This window comes from Ramlibacter pallidus, assembly GCF_015070875.1.
In the GTDB taxonomy this organism is placed as follows: domain Bacteria; phylum Pseudomonadota; class Gammaproteobacteria; order Burkholderiales; family Burkholderiaceae_C; genus Ramlibacter; species Ramlibacter pallidus.
Window position 1 is genome coordinate 776816 of record NZ_JADDIV010000003.1, and the last position, 15837, is coordinate 792652.

13 protein-coding genes and 1 tRNA gene are annotated in these 15837 nt (G+C 71.9%); 10 read left to right on the plus strand and 4 right to left on the minus strand.

Features of this window, described 5'->3' with window-relative positions:
* Positions 1-23: 23 nt before the first annotated feature.
* Entirely contained in the window at positions 24-842 is an 819-nt protein-coding gene (locus IM787_RS12910; protein WP_193677042.1) for a lysozyme family protein, read from the plus strand.
* 55 nt (positions 843-897) lie between these two features.
* Here the strand turns inward: IM787_RS12910 and IM787_RS12915 are convergent.
* Positions 898-972 (minus strand) — tRNA-Val (locus IM787_RS12915).
* Between the two features lie 27 nt (positions 973-999).
* Positions 1000-1716, minus strand: coding sequence for a DNA polymerase III subunit epsilon (dnaQ, locus tag IM787_RS12920; protein ID WP_193677043.1), 717 nt, complete (start codon positions 1714-1716; stop codon positions 1000-1002).
* A 22-nt stretch (positions 1717-1738) separates the two neighbouring features.
* Here dnaQ and IM787_RS12925 point away from each other — a divergent pair, with 22 nt between their 5' ends.
* Positions 1739-2494 (plus strand): SDR family NAD(P)-dependent oxidoreductase, encoded by a 756-nt coding sequence (locus IM787_RS12925; protein ID WP_193677044.1) that lies wholly within the window; start codon positions 1739-1741, stop codon positions 2492-2494.
* On the opposite strand, the gene IM787_RS12930 is transcribed toward IM787_RS12925, so the two are convergent.
* Entirely contained in the window at positions 2479-6138 is a 3660-nt protein-coding gene (locus IM787_RS12930; RefSeq protein WP_193677045.1) for a two-partner secretion domain-containing protein, read from the minus strand. The two genes, IM787_RS12925 and IM787_RS12930, sit on opposite strands and share 16 nt — an antisense overlap.
* Before the next feature lie 17 nt (positions 6139-6155).
* A complete protein-coding gene (locus IM787_RS12935) occupies positions 6156-7799 on the minus strand; it encodes a ShlB/FhaC/HecB family hemolysin secretion/activation protein (RefSeq protein ID WP_193677046.1) in 1644 nt (547 codons plus the stop codon).
* 130 nt (positions 7800-7929) lie between these two features.
* Here IM787_RS12935 and IM787_RS12940 point away from each other — a divergent pair, with 130 nt between their 5' ends.
* The 8 genes from IM787_RS12940 (at position 7930) to IM787_RS12975 (ending at position 15835) form a co-directional block, all read left to right on the plus strand.
* On the plus strand, positions 7930-8574 hold the full coding sequence (locus IM787_RS12940) for a response regulator (protein ID WP_193677047.1): 645 nt from the start codon (positions 7930-7932) through the stop codon (positions 8572-8574).
* The gene (locus tag IM787_RS21775; RefSeq protein ID WP_193677048.1) at positions 8574-10361 is read left to right on the plus strand and encodes a sensor histidine kinase; all 1788 of its coding nucleotides are present in this window, start codon (positions 8574-8576) and stop codon (positions 10359-10361) included. Before IM787_RS12940 ends, IM787_RS21775 begins: the two co-directional genes overlap by 1 nt.
* 78 nt (positions 10362-10439) lie before the next feature.
* A complete protein-coding gene (locus tag IM787_RS12950) occupies positions 10440-11243 on the plus strand; it encodes a GntR family transcriptional regulator (protein WP_193677049.1) in 804 nt (267 codons plus the stop codon).
* A gap of 23 nt (positions 11244-11266) precedes the next feature.
* Positions 11267-12478 carry an ABC transporter substrate-binding protein gene (locus IM787_RS12955; protein ID WP_193677050.1) on the plus strand — a complete coding sequence of 404 codons (1212 nt, stop codon included), beginning with the start codon at positions 11267-11269 and terminating at the stop codon, positions 12476-12478.
* Between the two features lie 16 nt (positions 12479-12494).
* On the plus strand, positions 12495-13367 hold the full coding sequence (locus IM787_RS12960) for a branched-chain amino acid ABC transporter permease (RefSeq protein WP_193677051.1): 873 nt from the start codon (positions 12495-12497) through the stop codon (positions 13365-13367).
* Positions 13364-14371: a branched-chain amino acid ABC transporter permease gene (locus IM787_RS12965; protein WP_193677052.1), complete on the plus strand. Its 1008-nt coding sequence runs from the start codon at positions 13364-13366 to the stop codon at positions 14369-14371. Before IM787_RS12960 ends, IM787_RS12965 begins: the two co-directional genes overlap by 4 nt.
* Positions 14364-15125 carry an ABC transporter ATP-binding protein gene (locus IM787_RS12970; protein ID WP_193677053.1) on the plus strand — a complete coding sequence of 254 codons (762 nt, stop codon included), beginning with the start codon at positions 14364-14366 and terminating at the stop codon, positions 15123-15125. The genes IM787_RS12965 and IM787_RS12970 overlap by 8 nt, the downstream gene beginning before the upstream one ends.
* A complete protein-coding gene (locus IM787_RS12975) occupies positions 15122-15835 on the plus strand; it encodes an ABC transporter ATP-binding protein (RefSeq protein ID WP_193677054.1) in 714 nt (237 codons plus the stop codon). The genes IM787_RS12970 and IM787_RS12975 overlap by 4 nt, the downstream gene beginning before the upstream one ends.
* The last annotated feature ends 2 nt before the right edge of the window (positions 15836-15837 follow it).

Sequence of the window (15837 nt, forward strand, 5' to 3'; positions counted from 1 at the left end):
GTGCTTCAAGGACTACAGGACACATGCAAATCAAGAAATCCTTCCCCGTCTGGGCCTTCGCCGGCATCGGTGCCGCCATCGCCCTCTCGAGCCAGGTTTCCACGGGTTCTGCATCCGCCCCCGTTGCCGCTGCAGCCGCGAAGGTGCAGGCCGCCGCCGCCAAGGCCGGCCCCGTGGCCCGCACCGTGACCGCTGCCGCCGCCGTGGCCGCCACGAGCCCGGCGGCGCCCGCCGCCATCCGCTTCGCGACGCCCGCCGCGAAGGCCGCCGTCCAGGTCGCCTCCGAAGACGCCCTGCGCAAGCAGATCAAGTTCGAATCGGTGAAGTACGCCGGCAAGAGCATCCAGACGCTGGACGAGGAATCGCGCCTGCTGCTCGTCCAGGCCGCGGCCGCGAAGGCGGGCCTGCACCAGGTCGGCCTGACCTACCACGACGTCTATGGCGTGATCGACGCCGAGACCTCGTGGATCCCGCGCACCGGCATGGGCAAGAACGGCGTCGAAAGCATCGGGCTGGCCCAGTTCGAGCCGCGCACGGCCAAGGGCCTCGGCCTGAAGGACCCCAACGACCCGGTGCAGGCCGTGTACTTCGCCGCGGTGAACATGAAGCACGGCGCCGAATGGGCCGCCGACAGGATCGCGCACCTGAAGCTCACGCCCGAAGAGCGCGCCGCCAAGCTGCGCGAGGGCGTCTCCGTCTACTACAACCTGTCGGTCAAGGGTCGCAACAAGTGGGACGGCCTGAACACGGCCAAGCTGCCCATCGAGACGCAGCGCCACATCCAGAACGTGCGGGAAGGCCGCGAGGAAGCCAGCGAGCTGGCGCAGAAGCTCAGCACCTGAGCGACGGCCGCGCCCCAATGGAAAACGCCACCCGGAGGTGGCGTTTTCGCTTGTCTGGTGGGTGATGCAGGGTTTGAACCTGCGACCCCTGCCGTGTGAAGGCAGTGCTCTACCGCTGAGCTAATCACCCGGTTTTCCCGGTGCGGGAAGCCCGCGATTATGCCATAGGCGAAAAGGGCACCTGACGCCACACTGTCTTGCCGCCCGAAGCCTTGTCCAGCTGCTTGAGGACTTCCTCGTGGGCCGCCGCCTCCTGGTCGTTGGCCAGCAGCACCGGCAGCGTGAACTGGCGCAGGTCGACGCGCGTCACGATGCCGGACACCGCATGGGCGTCGGCCTCGTCGATCAGCAGGGCGTCCTGGCCGCGCGTGAGGTTGATGTAGACGTCGGCCAGCAGTTCGGCGTCGAGCAGCGCGCCGTGCAGCGTGCGGCCGGAGTTGTCGACGCCGAGGCGGTCGCACAGCGCGTCCAGGCTGTTGCGCTTGCCGGGGTACATCTCCTTGGCCATCGCCAGCGTGTCGGTGACCTTGGCCACCCGCCCGGTGAAGGGGCTGCGCCCGATCAACTCCAGTTCCTTGTTCAGGAAGCCGATGTCGAAGGCGGCGTTGTGGATGATGATCTCGGCGCCCGCGACGTACTCCATCAGTTCGTCGGCGATCGCCGCGAACTTGGGCTTGTCGCGCAGGAACTCGTTGCTGATGCCGTGCACCTTGAGCGCGTCCTCGTGCGAGTCGCGTTCGGGGTTCAGGTACCAGTGCTTGTTGTGGCCCGTCAGCTTGCGCGCCACCAGTTCCACGCAGCCGATCTCGATGATCCGGTCGCCGGCTTCGGCGGAGAGGCCCGTGGTTTCCGTGTCGAGGACGATCTGGCGCATCGCCGGGATTATGCTTGAGGGCATGTTCGACCTCACCGGGAAAATCGCGCTCGTCACGGGCGGCAATGGCGGCATCGGCCTGGGCATGGCGCAGGGGTTGGGGCGCTGCGGTGCCTCGGTGATCGTGGTGGGCCGGAACGCGGAAAAATCCGCGGCGGCGTTGCGCGCACTGCAGGCCGAACGCGTGCAGGCGGCCGCGTTCGAGGCCGACGTCACGGACGAAGCCGGGGTGCAGCGCCTGTTCGACGCCGTGGAGCGGCAGCACGGGCGCCTCGACATCCTCGTCAACAACGCCGGCACCACGGTGCGCAAGCCGCCCGAGCAGCTCTCGCTGGACGAATGGCGCTCGGTGATGGACGTGAACCTGACCAGCGCCTTCCTGTGCTGCCGCGCGGCGCACCCGCTGATGCTGCGCGCCGGCGCCGGCAAGATCGTCAACATCGGCTCCATGCTGTCGATCTTCGGCGCGCCCTATGCCTCGGTGTACGGCGCCAGCAAGGGCGGCATCGTGCAGTTCACGCGGTCCATCGCCACCGCCTGGGCGAAGGACCGCATCCAGGCCAACGCGGTGCTCCCCGGCTGGATCGACACCGACCTGACGCAGGGCGCGCGCAGCCAGGTGCCCGGCCTGTACGAACGCGTGTTGGCCCGCACGCCTGCCGGGCGCTGGGGCCAGCCGGCGGACCTCGCCGGTGTCGCCGTGTTCCTGTGCAGCGCGGCGAGCGACTTCGTCACCGGCACGGCGATCCCGGTGGACGGGGGTTACTCGATCGCCTGAGGCCGCGCGGCCGCGGCGGGCAGCCGCACGCCGCCCTCCACCACCGCCAGCAGCGGTCGCTGCTCGCACGAGGCGGCGGCGGCTTCGCGCTTCGGCCCCGCCACGCAGGCGAGCGGAGGCGCTGCTTCGGGCTGCGGCAGCGGGATCGCGGCCTGCAGTGCCGCAGCGTCCGGAGCGCCCCCTGCGGGAGGCGGAGAAACCGGCGGCACTTGCGGGTCCGGCGGCAAGGGCGCCGCGGTGACCACCAGCGTCCCGGGCGTGAAGCCGATCGCGTAGTTGCCGCCGACCGCCGCCAGCGTGCCCTGCGTGATGGCATACGGCCCGGCCGCCTCGCCGGGAGCGCGCTGCAGCCCGCCGGTGAGCGCGCCGTCCAGCGTGTCGCCGGCCACCAGCCCCGCCACCCGGAAGGTCAGCGCAGGGTCCGGCGTGCCGGCCACCTTGGCCTGGTCGTCCGCGGCGACCGCGAGCGGCGCCGGCGTGATGTCGGCGGTGAGCGGTGCGGGCGCGGCGAGCACGTAGTTGCCGGCATCCGCGCCCTCGAGCGCCGCGCCGGTGACGGTGACCGCCTTGCCGGCGCCGGCGTTCCGGTCCGAGAAGCGGCCCTCCACGCCTGCGGTCGACACCGTGACGGCGTCGCCGGCGACGACACCGGCCAGGCCCGCGGCCGTCGTGTCCAGCACGGCTGCGGTCGTGCCGTCGTACACCTTGTCCCGCGCGGCCATCCCCGTCAGCGACAGGGACGCCGGCGTGATGCTGGCCGTCGTGGTTCCGGTGGCCGGCGCCAGCACGTAGTTGCCGGCGCTGCCGCCGGTGAGCGCACCGCCGGAGAGCGTGACCGTCTTGCCCGTGCCCACGTTCCGGTCCGAGAACGTGCCGGACAGGCCCGCGGCCGCGAAGCCGACGGCATCCCCGCCGACGATGCCGTCGACGACCGCCGCCGAGGCGTCCAGGGCGGCCGCGGTGCCGCCGTCGTACACCTTGTCGGCCGCGGTGACCCCGCTGACGGTGACGGTCTTCGGGGCGATCGTGAGGGTGCCGGGGGCGTAGGTGATCAGGTACCCCTGCTGGTTGGAGTACAGGCCGCCCACCGTCAGTCCGTAGGTGCCCGCGTTGCGCGCGCCTTGCGCGGCGCCGCCGAAGGTCGCGGTGCCCAGCAGGTTGGCATCCGGGCTCACCGAATAGGAAACGCCATTGCCCCCGGACCACGAAGTGCCGTCATAGGTGCGCGCCGCATCGTTGGCGGTCACCGTCAGCGGCGTGAGGAAGGCGCGCAGCAGCGGCCGCGTGTGGCCCTCGTACTGGACCCAGGTGCCGGCGAAGTCCAGGCTCCCGAACTGCGACTGCGAAAGCATCTGCGCGGAGGTGCGCCGCGTGACGCCGCCGTTGTAGTTGGAACCCACCGCATTGGGCAGGCCCGAGGCGGGGCCGTCGTAGAAGTTGCCCGAGAGCGTGCCGAAGGCCCCGGCGCCGCCGAAGCCGCCGCGGCGCACCGAGTCGTTGTCCACCGCGCCGGTGGCGTACGAACGCGAGATGCTGGCGCCGAACTCCTGGATGCCGAAGAAGCCGCCGGCGCCTTCCGCCCCGATGCCGTCGAAGACCGGCAGGCGCGCGCGCACGGCACCGGTCGCATAGGCGTCGCTGATGGTGCCGGCGTTGATGCCGACGAACCCGCCCGCGCCCCCGTGCGTGGCGTTCACCGAGCCGGTGGCGTAGGCCACGGTGATGGTGCCGCGGTTCTGCCCGGCGAAGCCGCCGGCGCCTCCTTCGCTGGTGATGTTGCCGCTGGCCCAGGCGCGGGTGATGGTGCCTTCGTTCAGGCCCACGAACCCGCCGTTGGTGCTGCCGTTCACGTCCCCCGTGGCGTACGCATCGCTGACCGTGCCGAGGTTCCATCCCACCAGGCCGCCGGCGGTGTAGCCGTCCACGACGGAGTCCGACCACACGTTCGAGAGCGTTCCGGCGTTCTCCCCCGCGATCGGCCCGGCCGAGAAGCCCTTGAACGATCCTCCCAGCACGCCCACGTTGGCCACGCTGCCCGTCACGCCGACGGCGCCGAAGAGTCCCACGCCCGGCCACCAGGGCTCGTCGATGTGGAGGTTGCGCACCACGTGCCCGGCGCCGTCGAAGCGGCCCGCGAAAGGGTCGAAGGAATTCCCGATCGGCCGGAAGCCGGCGCCCATGTTCCACGTCCGCGCCACCGCCGCGTCGATGTCGCCGGCCAGGCGGTAGTGCTGCGCCAGCGTGCCGGTGTTGCTGCCGATGCCCTGCAATCCGTAGACGTCCGCGATGCGGTACGGGTCCGCCGCGCTGCCGTCGCCGCCGGTGGCACGCAGGAACGACCCGCCGGCGACCTGGAAGTCGGCGACGTTCAGCGCCGGCAGCGAGGCCGCGAGCTGCCGCCACGATCCCTGCCACAGGTAGAGGCCGCCCACGGAGACGGGGGCGGATACGGTGATCTCGTTGCCGACCTCGAACAGCAGCCCGCCGTTCGGCCCGTCGATGGCGGCCTGGATCGCGACGTTGCGGTTGGCACGCAGCGTCAGCCAGCCGGTCCCGGTCCACTGGATGGAACTCAGCACCGTGATGTCGCCGGCGTCCCCGCCGCCGCCGTTCGTGTCCTGCTCGACGCCGGTGCCGGCATCGAGGGCCGCCGAGATCGTGGCCGCTGCGGCCGCGTCGATGGTGATGTCGGTGGGGTCGACGAGCCAGCGCCCGCCCGGCCCGGCCAGCACCCGCGCGCCGGGCTGGATGCGCACGCGCGCGCCGGACGTCTCCACGAAGCCCGCGGCGCCGCCCTGCGGCGCCGACACGTCCAGCGTGCCGCCCACCTGCACCGTGCCGCCTTCGAACCCGCCGAGCAGTTGGATGGTGCCGCCACGATCCTCCAGCCGGCGCGCCTGCACCAGGCCCGTGTTGTTGACGACGGTGCCAGCCAGCGCATCCGCCGCCCGCGCCGTCAGCAGCGCCGCGCCGCCATCGGCCTGCACGATGCCCCCGTTGTCGACCAGTGCGCCCAGCACGCCCTCGTCCACCGCCAGCCGCAGCAGTCCGTCCCCCGCGAAGTCGAGCGTGACCTTGCGCCCCGCCGCCAGTGCGACGCTGCCCCGGGGCGCGGCCACCGTTCCCGTGTTGCGCACCTCGCCCCCGACGAGGGCCACGTAGCCGCCGTCGGCGGCGCGCAGCATGCCCTCGTTGCGCACCGCGCCGCCCGTGCCACGCAACACCGTGCGTCCCGCCAGGAAGTCGGCGTCGGAAAGCGACAGGGTGGAGGCCAGCAGCCCGCCCACGCTCACCTGCGCGGTGCGCCCGAACAGCACGCCGTTGGGATTGAGCAGGAAGACCTGCCCGTTGGCATTCAGCGCGCCATGGATCTGGCTGGCCTCCGTGCCCGTCACGCGGTTCAGCGCGATGGCCCCGGCGCCGGGCTGCACGAAGTTCACGGTCTCGCCGGCCGCGATGCCGAAGGCCTGCCAGTCGATCGCCAGCCGCGACGATCCCTGCGTGATCGTGGTCACCGTTCCGTTGCGGGTGACGGCGCCCTGCCCCGCGGAGATCCGTTCGCCGACGGGTCCGGGCCAGGCGGGGAAAGCCGCGGCGACGGCCGCGGCCAGGAACAGGCGGCGATGGGGGAAAGCTCGGTTCATGCGTTCTCCATGCGGGATCAGAAGGTCCAGGCCGCCTGCAGCCACAGGCGGCCATCGCGGTCGGGTTCCGCCGTGGCGGCGGCGTGGCCCAGCTTGTGGGCGTAATACAGGCGCGCGTTCAGGCCGCGGCCGCCGGCCCAGGCCAGCCCCACGCCGGCGCCGGAGAGGCTGCGGCGGGCACCGCTGGCGCCGGGCCAGGGCTCGGCATTCGCCCGCCCGGTCGCCGCGTCGACGAACGCGATCCACTGCCAGGCGGACGTGACGTTGTGGCGCAGTTCGGCGGTGAGCAGGTGCGCGTGGTCCGACGGCGCTTCGCCTTGCGGGTAGGCGCGCACGCCGGCCACGCCGCCGAGCGGCAGCTTCTCGGACGAGTCCAGGTTGCCGCCGGCCCATTGGCCCGTGTAGGCGACGAAGAGGGTCGTCGACGGTCCCAGGGCCTGCTGGCGCGAAACGCCCAGGGCCAGCTTGTCGAAGCTGCCGGCGGTGCCTGCCGTGGCGTCGTCGACGGCACGTGCCGCCGGCGTGGGGAGGTCCAGCTCGCCGCGCGTGTAGGCCAGCGAGAACGTCCAGGCACCGGCGCCGCCGAAGCTGTCGCTGCGGTCGCCCGACCACCCCAGCGTGAGCGAGCGCAGCTTGCGCTCGGTGCTCGTGGCGACGCTGTCGATGTGGTCGCGCAGCTGCTTGTCCTCGAAGGCGATCTGCAGGTTCGCGTTGGCATGACGTGTGCGCAGCACCGGGTGGGCGACGAACACCGTGGCGACGCGGGCGGTGCCGTGCGCGTCCAGGCTGGCGAACTCCTCCCCCAGGCGGTAGCGCATCGTCGAAGCGGCCACGCCGACGCGGGTGCCGTCGCGGCCCACGCGCAGCTGGTAGGCCAGCCGGCCGTGGGCCAGGCCACCGTCGCTGGCGATCGCCCGCAGCGTCACCAGGTCGCCCGCACCGGAGGGATTGTTCACGAGCAGCGTGGCCCCCAGGCGGCCGCGCCCGGTGCTGCGGCTGCCGAAGTTGTCCGCCTCCACGCTGCCGGCGAAGCGCTCGCCGGGCGCCACGTCCACCACCAGCTCGCTGGTCCCGACGGAGGCGCCGGGCTGCAGCGTCGAGCGCACCGCGATGCCGGGAACGTCGGCGGCCAGCAGCAGCGCGCGCTCCAGCGCCGCGTCGGTCACCACGGTGCCCGGTTCCAGCGCGGCGAGCGGCAGCGAGCGCGGCGCATCCCCGCGCACGGTGACGGCGCCGAACCGTCCTTCCACCACCGCCAGCTCGAGGATGCCGTCGCGCACCTGCTGCGGCGGCAGGTAGGCCCGCGCCACGGTGTAGCCGCGCCGGCGGTATTCGCGGCTGACGCGGGCCGCCAGCGCCTCCAGCCCCGCCAGGTCCAGCTCCCTTCCGAGTGCGTCCTGCACCAGCGCCTGCAGCTCGGCATCGGGGATGCGGCTGTTGCCGGTGAACCGCACGCCGGCGATCCGCACCGTGCCATCGGGTGAGGCTCCGGCCGGCGCCGGCAAGGGCGGCGGTGCGGGCAGCGCGGCACCATTGCGGGGCGTGAGGGGTGCGGCGGGCGGCCGCAACTGCTGCAGCACGCTGCCGGCGTCGGGCGCGACCTGCGCGTGCGCCGTCGCCAGCAACGCGCCGGGAAGCAGGAGGAGCTTGAACGCTTTCATGGGCCGCGATGGTGCTCAGGCGCCCATGCGCACGCTTCCCCGATTTCGGGGAGCGGCGACCGGCGGCGTGCGCCCTCCCCGGATCCGGGGAGCGCAGGCCGCGTGTTTTCGGTTCCAATGCGGGCCAGCCATGTCGATCCTGACCGTGACCCTCGTCGACGACGACGCCCCCATGCGCGAGGAGTTCGCGCGCATGGTGCAGGCGGACGCCGGCCTGCGCCTCGTCGAGGCCGTCGGCTCCTGCGCCGAGGCGCGCCGCAGCTTCGCCTTCGCGCAGCCGGACGTGGCCCTCATCGACCTGGGGCTGCCGGACGGCGACGGCACCGAGCTGATCGCGGAGCTCGCGCGCCGCGCGCGCCACACCAGCATCCTGGTGGTGACCGTGTTCGGCGACGAGGCGCACGTGGTGCGCGCACTGCAGGCGGGCGCGCACGGCTACCTCCTCAAGGACACGCCGACCGCGGAGTTCGGGCGGGCGATCCGCTCGGTCGCGGAGGGCGCCTCGCCGCTGTCGCCGCAGGTCGCGCGCTACCTGCTGCGGCGTTTCGCGCGTCCCACGGCGCAGGAAACGCCGGAGCTCTCCGAGCCGCTCACGCCGCGCGAGCAGGACGTGCTCAAGGCCATCTCGCAGGGCTTCTCGGTGCCCGAGGCGGCGCGGCGCCTCCAGGTGGCGCCGTCCACCGTGGCCGCGCACATCAAGAGCATCTACAGCAAGCTCTCGGTGCACTCGCGCGTGCAGGCGGTCAACCTGGCGCGGGCGAAGGGGCTGATCTAGTGCGCTGGCGGGCCGCCGGTGCGGCGCTGGCCGCCGTGCTCCTCCTCGCCGCTCCCGTGGCGCGCGCCGCGGAGGCCGTCAAGATCGACACCGCGCGCGCGATCGCCGCCTCCGCCGCCCGGCCTGCCGACGTCGACTTCGCGGCAGCGGACGCCGTGCGCCTGCCGGACAACTGGCGCCGCACGCGCGCGGGCTTCGCGGGCGTCGTGTGGTACGAGGTCGCGCTCGACCCCGCGCTCGCCGCGCTCGGGACGCGCGAGGGACTGGCGCTCACCGTGCCGCGGATGGCGGACGGCGGCGACCTCTGGCTGAACGGCGAACGGCTGGACGTCCGCGCCGCCGGCGAATTCACGCGCAACCGCACGCCATGGATCGACATCCCCCCGCAGCTGCTGAAGGAAGCCGGCAACCGGCTGCTCGTGCGGGTGCGCGGATCGGCCGACGCGCGCGGCGGGCTCTCCGAGCTCGCGCTGGGCGGGGCCTCAGCCCTGCGCCCGGGCTACGAGTTGCGCCGCCTGTTCCAGAACGGCATCCCGCAGACGCTGACGTTCTCGGTCGTGATCTGCGTGTTCGGTGCGATCCCCCTCTGGCTGAAGACGCGACGGCGCATGGACTTCCTGTTCGCGCTGCTCTGCATCGCCTGGCTTCCGCGCGCCTTGCTGATCCTCGCGCCATCCGCCGGCACGCCCAGCCAGTGGGGCATGCTGCTGGCGCACGCCAGCACCCTGCTGTCGAACGCACTGATCGTCGTGCTGATGCTGGAGCACAGCCGCTGGCAGGGCCCGTTCTGGGACCGCTACCTGCGCGTGTTGTGGGGCGCCGTGGTGGCGTGCTTCGCGGCCGGCGCGCTGCTCGCAGCGCTCGGGGAAATGCGCCCGACCTATCTCGCGCTGTTGCTCTGGCCCTACTTCAGCCTGGCGCTCGTGCCGGTCGGTGCGCAGGTCCGGCAGGCCTGGCGCACGCGGCGGCGCAGCGACGTGTCCATGGCCGTCACGCTGGTGGCCTGGTGCGTGGCGGTGGCGCACGACTTCGGCGTCGGTCTCGACAAGACAGCCTTCGACGCCCTCTTCTGGGCACCGACCGCCGCGCTCCTGGTGCTGCTGAACCTGATCTGGCGCACGCTCGAATCGCTGGCGCTCAAGCGAGGGACCGCCGACCACGAGATCAGCCAGGCCGTCGCCGAGGAGCGGCAGGCCGTGCTGCTGGCCGAACGCAACCGGCTGCTGCACGACCTGCACGACGGCCTCGGCAGCCAGCTGATCACGGCCTTGCGCATGACCCGCCGCGACGAGGTTCCACGGGAGGAAGTCGCGCGCGTGATCGAGGATTCGCTGGAGGACATGCGCCTGATCATCGACTCGCTCGACCTGGAGGAGCACGACCTGCTGCCGCTGCTGGGCAACCTGCGCTACCGGCTGGAGCCGCGGCTGAATGCGCTGGGCGTGGCACTGCACTGGGACGTCGAGGTGCTGCCCGAACTCGACTACCTGTCGCCGGAGACCGGACTGTCGATCGTGCGCATCGTGCAGGAGTCGGTGAACAACGCCGTGCGCCACGGCGGCGCCCGCAACATCACCGTCCGCGTGCGCGCGGCCGGCGACCGCATCGAACTGACGGTCGCCGACGACGGCCGCGGTTTCGACCCGGAGGCCGCGCCGGCCGCGGGGGCGCCGCGCCGCGGGCTCGCGGCCATGCGCATGCGGGCGCAGAAGCTCGGCGGCGCGCTGTCGCTGGCCAGCGGCGAGAGCGGGACGCAGGTCACCCTGGCGCTGCCCCTGCAGCGCTGACGCCGCGGGCGGCGGCCGCAGATGTCCCATGAAATGTCCCATTGACAGGACAAGACGCGGGATCGAGCATCCGCTTCCATGGCGGACGCCCTTCCCCTGCCCAAGTACCACCAGATCTACCTGGTGCTGCGCGAGCAGTTGCACGAAGGCCGCTTCGCGGCGGGGCTGCCGGGCGAACTGGCGCTGATGCGGCAGTTCGGCGTCGCCCGCGTCACGGTGCGCCGCGCGCTGCAGGAACTGGCCGGTGAAGGCCTGATCGCCCGCGAGCGCGGCCGCGGCACCCGTCCGATCACGGACGCCGACGCGGCGGCCCGCCAGACCCGCGCTGCCGCCGCGCGCACCAAGACCGCGCAGCTCACCGGCCTGCTCGAGAACCTGGTCAGCACCAGCCTGAACACGACCGTGCGCGTGCTGGAGGTGAGCCGCATCGCCGCCGGCAGCGACGTGGCGCAGGCCCTCGCCCTCCCGCAGGGCGCGGACGTGCAGAAGGCGGTGCGCGTGCGCTCCACGCGCGAAGGCCCGCTGTCGCACATCACCACCTTCGTGCCGGGCGACCTGGCGCGCCACTTCGGCAAGCGCGAACTCGCGAAGAAGCCGATCCTGGTGCTGCTGGAGGAGTCGGGCGTGCGCGTCGGCGGCGCGCGCCAGACCATCTCCGCCCGGCTGGCCGACGCGCAGGTCGCACCGCACCTCGGGGTGGCCGTGGGTTCCGCGCTGCTCGCCGTGCGCCGCCTGATCCACGACGAGGACGGCCGGCCCGTGCAGTGGCTGCACGGCCTCTACCGCCCCGACCGCTACGAGTACCAGATGCAGCTGTCCCGCGTCGGCGACATCGCCGCCAAGGTGTGGGTCAGCCGCGCCATGTCCGCGCAGTTCCACTGAAACGTCACCAGGAGAACCGTCCCATGAGTGCATCCTCGAACCGCCGCAAGTTCATCGCGCAGGCCGGCGCCGCCGCGTCGGCCCTCGCGTTCCCGCTGGTGGGCGGCGCGCAGCCGCGCGCCGTCAAGGTGGGCGTGCTGCACCCGGTGACCGGCGCCCTCGCCTACTCCGGCCAGCAATGCCGCGAAGGCGCACTGATGGCCATCGAGGACATCAACCGCGCGGGCGGCATCAAGTCGCTGGGCGGGGCGAAGATCGAGGCGCTGCTCGGGGATGCGCAGTCGACGCCGGCCGCGGGCACCGCGGAGATCGAGAAGATGAACGAGGCCGGCGTCAGCGCGGTGGTGGGCGCCTTCGCCTCGGCGATCTGCCTGGCGACGACGCAGGCCGCGGCCAAGTACAACCTGCCGCACGTGGTCGACGTCGGCGTGGCCGACCAGATCGTCGAACGCGGGCTGAAGAACACCTTCCGCTTCGGCCCCGGCTACCGCAAGTCCGCCGAGATCGCCATGGCCAACCTGCACGTGCTGAACACGGCCGCGGGCAAGCCGGCGAAGTCGGTGATGATCATCCACGAGGAGTCGCTGTTCGGCACCGGCACGGCCAACCTGCTGGCCCGCGAGCTGCCCGGCTACGGCTACGAGGTCAGGGAAGTCATCAAGCACGCCAACCCGACGCGCGACTTCAACAACATCGTGCTGCGCATGAAGGCGGTGAACCCGGACATCGTGATCCCGGCCAACTACTACAACGAGTACGCGCTGCTGGTCCGCACCATGCAGCAGCAGAAGGTGACGCCCAAGGCGATCTATTCGGTGCTCGGCGGCGCGGCTTCCAGCTACAAGTTCGTCAAGGAGTTCCCGGACGCGGCCAACGGCATCATCGACTGCAACCACTGGTTCAACCCCAAGGACAGGCGCAGCGCGGAGATGCGCAAGCGCGTCGAGGCGAAGAACCTGTTCTTCAGCTACGAGGTCTTCATGACCTACACGGCCATGCGCCTGCTGGCGGATGCGATCGAGCGCGCGAAGTCCACCGACCGCGCCGCCATCATCGCCGCGCTGGAGAACAGCACGTTCAGCGACCACATCATGCCGTACGGCCCCACGAAGTTCGTGAACGGCCAGAACCAGGGCGCGCAGCCGCTCATGACCCAGGTGGTCAAGGGCGACATCAAGGTGATCATCCCGCGCGACTACCGCGAGGCCGACCCGGTCTTCCCGCTCAAGGCCTGAGCGCGCGCCGCCGCCCGTGTTCGACTTCGGCATCCTGTTCCCCGCGGTCCTCAACGGGCTGACCACCGGCGCGGTGTACGCGCTGGTGGCGCTCGGCCTGACGCTGATCTACGGGGTGCTGCACATCATCAACTTCGCGCACGGCGCCGCGCTGATGATGGCGCTGTACGGCGTCTACTTCCTCAAGCAGGGCCTGGGCATCGACCCCTACCTCGCGCTGCTGCCGATGGTGCTGGTGATGTTCGCGGCGGGCTACGCGCTGCAGCGCGGCATCGTCAACCGCGCGAGCCACGGCAAGGACGAGAACATCCTGCTGGTCACGCTCGGGCTGTCGATCGTGCTGGAGAACATCGCCCTGCTCGCCTTCAAGTCGGACACGCGCACGATCGAGACGCCGTACACGCTGGCGACCGTCGCGATCGGCCCCGCCATGGTGTCGGTACCGAAGCTGGTCGCCTTCGGCGGCGCCCTGGTTGCATCCGCCGTGCTGCTGTGGATCGTGCGCGCCACCGACCTGGGGCGCGCGATCCGCGCCGTGGCGCGTGAGAAGCAGGGCGCACGGCTGGTCGGCATCGACGTCGACCATGTCTACGCCATGAGCTTCGGCATCGGCCTCGCCTGCCTGGGCGCCGCCGCCTGCTTCCTGCTGCCGGCGTACTACGTGAACCCCCAGGTGGGGAACGGCTTCGTGCTGGTCGCCTTCACCATCGTCGTGCTGGGCGGCATGGGCAGCTTCGCCGGCGCGCTGGCCGGCGGCCTGCTGATCGGGGTGGTCGAATCGCTGGGCGGGCTCTGGTTCGGCGAGTCGCTGGGCCAGATCGGCATCTTCCTGCTGTTCATCGCCGTGCTGCTGTTCCGGCCGCAGGGGCTGTTCGGGGCCAGGGCATGACCGCGTCGCCGCGCAAGGACCTCGTGCAGATCGCCGTGTTCGCGGTGGCGATCGCCGTCCTGGCGTCCGTCACGCGCTCCGGCGTCATCCTGAACCTGACCATGATGGCGCTGTACGGCTGCCTCATGGCGCAGGCCTGGAACATGCTGGGCGGCTACGGCGGCCAGTTCTCCTTCGGCCATGCCCTCTTCTTCGGCACCGGCGCCTACCTTCAGGCGATCGCGCAGCTGCAGTGGGGCATGAACCCCTGGGCCGCGCTGCCGCTGGCGATCGCGCTGGCGGCGGGCGTGGGGCTGTTCGTCGGCGCCCTCTCCTTCCGCTATGGCCTCAAGGGCTCCTACTTCGCCCTGGTCACGCTGGCCTTCGCCGAAGTGTTCCGCATCGTCTCGCTGTCCGTGCCCTTCACCGGCGCCGGCGTCGGCCTGATGGTGCCGCTGCGGGAAGGCGCGGCCAACATGCAGTTCGGCGACCGGCGCGGCTACGTCCTGCTGGCGCTGGCCCTGGTCGTGCTGGGCCTGCTCGTCACCAGCTGGCTGCGGCACTCGCGTTTCGGCGCCTGGCTGCAGGCGGTGCGCGACAACGAGGATGCGGCGCGGGCCATCGGCGTCGACCCGTTCCGCGTGAAGCTGGGGGCGATCGCCCTGTCCGGGGCCTTCATGGGGGCGGCGGGCGCGTTCTACGTGCAGGTGTTCCAGTACCTCGACCCGGCCATCGCGTTCGGCCCGCACACCTCGGTGGAGGCGCTCGTGGCCGCGATCGTCGGCGGGCTGGGCAGCCTCTGGGGTCCCGTGCTCGGGGCCGTGGCGCTGCACCTGCTGGCCGACCTGACGCGCAACCTGTTCGGCAACCTGCCCGGCATCAACATGATCATCTACGGCACCGTCCTGGTCGTGATCGTGATGTTCGCGCCGCGCGGCGTGCTGGGCATTGGGCAGTCCGTCCGCGGACTGTGGTCGCGCGCCCAGCCGAAGGCCGCCGAACCCGGGGAGGCCGCCCGTGGCTGAGCCCCTGCTGCGCCTGCAGGCCGTGTCCAGGTCCTTCGGCGGCCTGGCCGCCGTGCAGGACGTGTCGTTCGACGTTCCGCCCGGCAGCCTCAGCGCCCTGATCGGCCCGAACGGCGCCGGCAAGACGACGTTGTTCGCCCTGATGTCCGGGTTCCTGCGGCCCGACCGCGGCAGCGTCCTGTTTGCCGGTGCCGACATCACCGGCCAGCCGCCGCACCTGAACGCACGCCGCGGCATGGCCCGCACCTTCCAGATCGTGCAGCCCTTCGCGGCCCAGACCGTGCGCGAGAACATCGCCGTCGGCGCGCATCTGCACTGCGCCGGCCGCACGGAAGCGCTGGACGAGGCGGAGCTGGTCGCGCAGCGCGTCGGCCTGGCGCCGCAACTGGACAAGCCGGCGGGCGACCTCACCGTGGCCGGCCGCAAGCGCCTCGAACTGGCGCGCGCGCTCGCCACCAGGCCGCGCCTGCTGTTGCTGGACGAAGTGCTGGCCGGCCTCAATCCGCAGGAGGTGGGCGAGATGGTGCCCGTGGTGCGCGACATCGCCGCGGGCGGTGTCACGGTGCTGATGATCGAGCACGTGATGCAGGCCGTGATGAACCTGGCCTCGCAGGTCTGGGTGCTGGCGCAGGGACAGCTGATCGCTTCCGGCACGCCTGGCGAGGTCACGCGCGACGCCAGGGTGATCGAGGCCTACCTCGGGCACGGCACGGCCGAGCGCCTCGGGCGCATGGCCGCGGGAGCCGCGCAATGAGTGCCCCGCTGCTCCAGGTGCAGGGACTGCGCAGCGGCTACGGCGCGGTGGAGGTGCTGCGCGGCGTGGACCTGGAAGTACGGCCCGGCGAGATCGTCGCGCTCCTGGGGAGCAACGGCGCCGGCAAGACCACCTTCAACCACACCGTCAGCGCCCTCGTGGCTGCGCGCGCCGGCAGCGTGCGTTTCGACGGACGGGACATCACGCGCGCGCACTACCGCAGCGTGGTCGGCGCGGGCCTGATCCAGGTGCCGGAAGGCCGCCGCATCTTCCCCAACCTGTCCGTGCTGGAGAACCTCGAGCTCGGCTCGTTCACCCGGGCCCGGCACCACCGCGCGGCCAACCTGGAGCGCGTGTTCTCGATCTTCCCGCGCCTGAAGGAGCGAACGCGCCAGATGGCCGGCACCATGAGCGGCGGGGAGCAGCAGATGCTGGCGATCGGCCGCGGACTGATGGGCGAGCCGCGGCTGCTGATCCTGGACGAACCGTCGCTGGGTCTTTCGCCGCTGCTCGTGGAGGAGCTGTTCGGCCTGATCGGGCGGCTCCACGCCGAAGGTCTCGCCATCCTGCTCGTGGAACAGAACGTCGCGCAGTCGCTGGAGATCGCGCAGCGCGCCTACGTGATGGAGAACGGCGCGATCCAGTTCTCGGGCAGCAGCGCCGAGCTGCTTGCCACCGACCGGCTGCGCCAGGCCTACCTCGGAGTCTGAAG

What these genes read in the sequence shown, in the direction of transcription:
- IM787_RS12955 (WP_193677050.1), top strand. Translation starts at nt 11,267, where the DNA reads ATGAGTGCATCCTCGAACCGCCGCAAGTTCATCGCGCAGGCCGGCGCC.
- IM787_RS12930 (WP_193677045.1), bottom strand. Translation starts at nt 6,138, where the DNA reads ATGAACCGAGCTTTCCCCCATCGCCGCCTGTTCCTGGCCGCGGCCGTC.
- IM787_RS12950 (WP_193677049.1), top strand. Translation starts at nt 10,440, where the DNA reads ATGGCGGACGCCCTTCCCCTGCCCAAGTACCACCAGATCTACCTGGTG.
- IM787_RS12940 (WP_193677047.1), top strand. Translation starts at nt 7,930, where the DNA reads ATGTCGATCCTGACCGTGACCCTCGTCGACGACGACGCCCCCATGCGC.
- IM787_RS12965 (WP_193677052.1), top strand. Translation starts at nt 13,364, where the DNA reads ATGACCGCGTCGCCGCGCAAGGACCTCGTGCAGATCGCCGTGTTCGCG.
- IM787_RS12975 (WP_193677054.1), top strand. Translation starts at nt 15,122, where the DNA reads ATGAGTGCCCCGCTGCTCCAGGTGCAGGGACTGCGCAGCGGCTACGGC.
- IM787_RS12925 (WP_193677044.1), top strand. Translation starts at nt 1,739, where the DNA reads ATGTTCGACCTCACCGGGAAAATCGCGCTCGTCACGGGCGGCAATGGC.
- dnaQ (WP_193677043.1), bottom strand. Translation starts at nt 1,716, where the DNA reads ATGCGCCAGATCGTCCTCGACACGGAAACCACGGGCCTCTCCGCCGAA.
- IM787_RS12935 (WP_193677046.1), bottom strand. Translation starts at nt 7,799, where the DNA reads ATGAAAGCGTTCAAGCTCCTCCTGCTTCCCGGCGCGTTGCTGGCGACG.
- IM787_RS12910 (WP_193677042.1), top strand. Translation starts at nt 24, where the DNA reads ATGCAAATCAAGAAATCCTTCCCCGTCTGGGCCTTCGCCGGCATCGGT.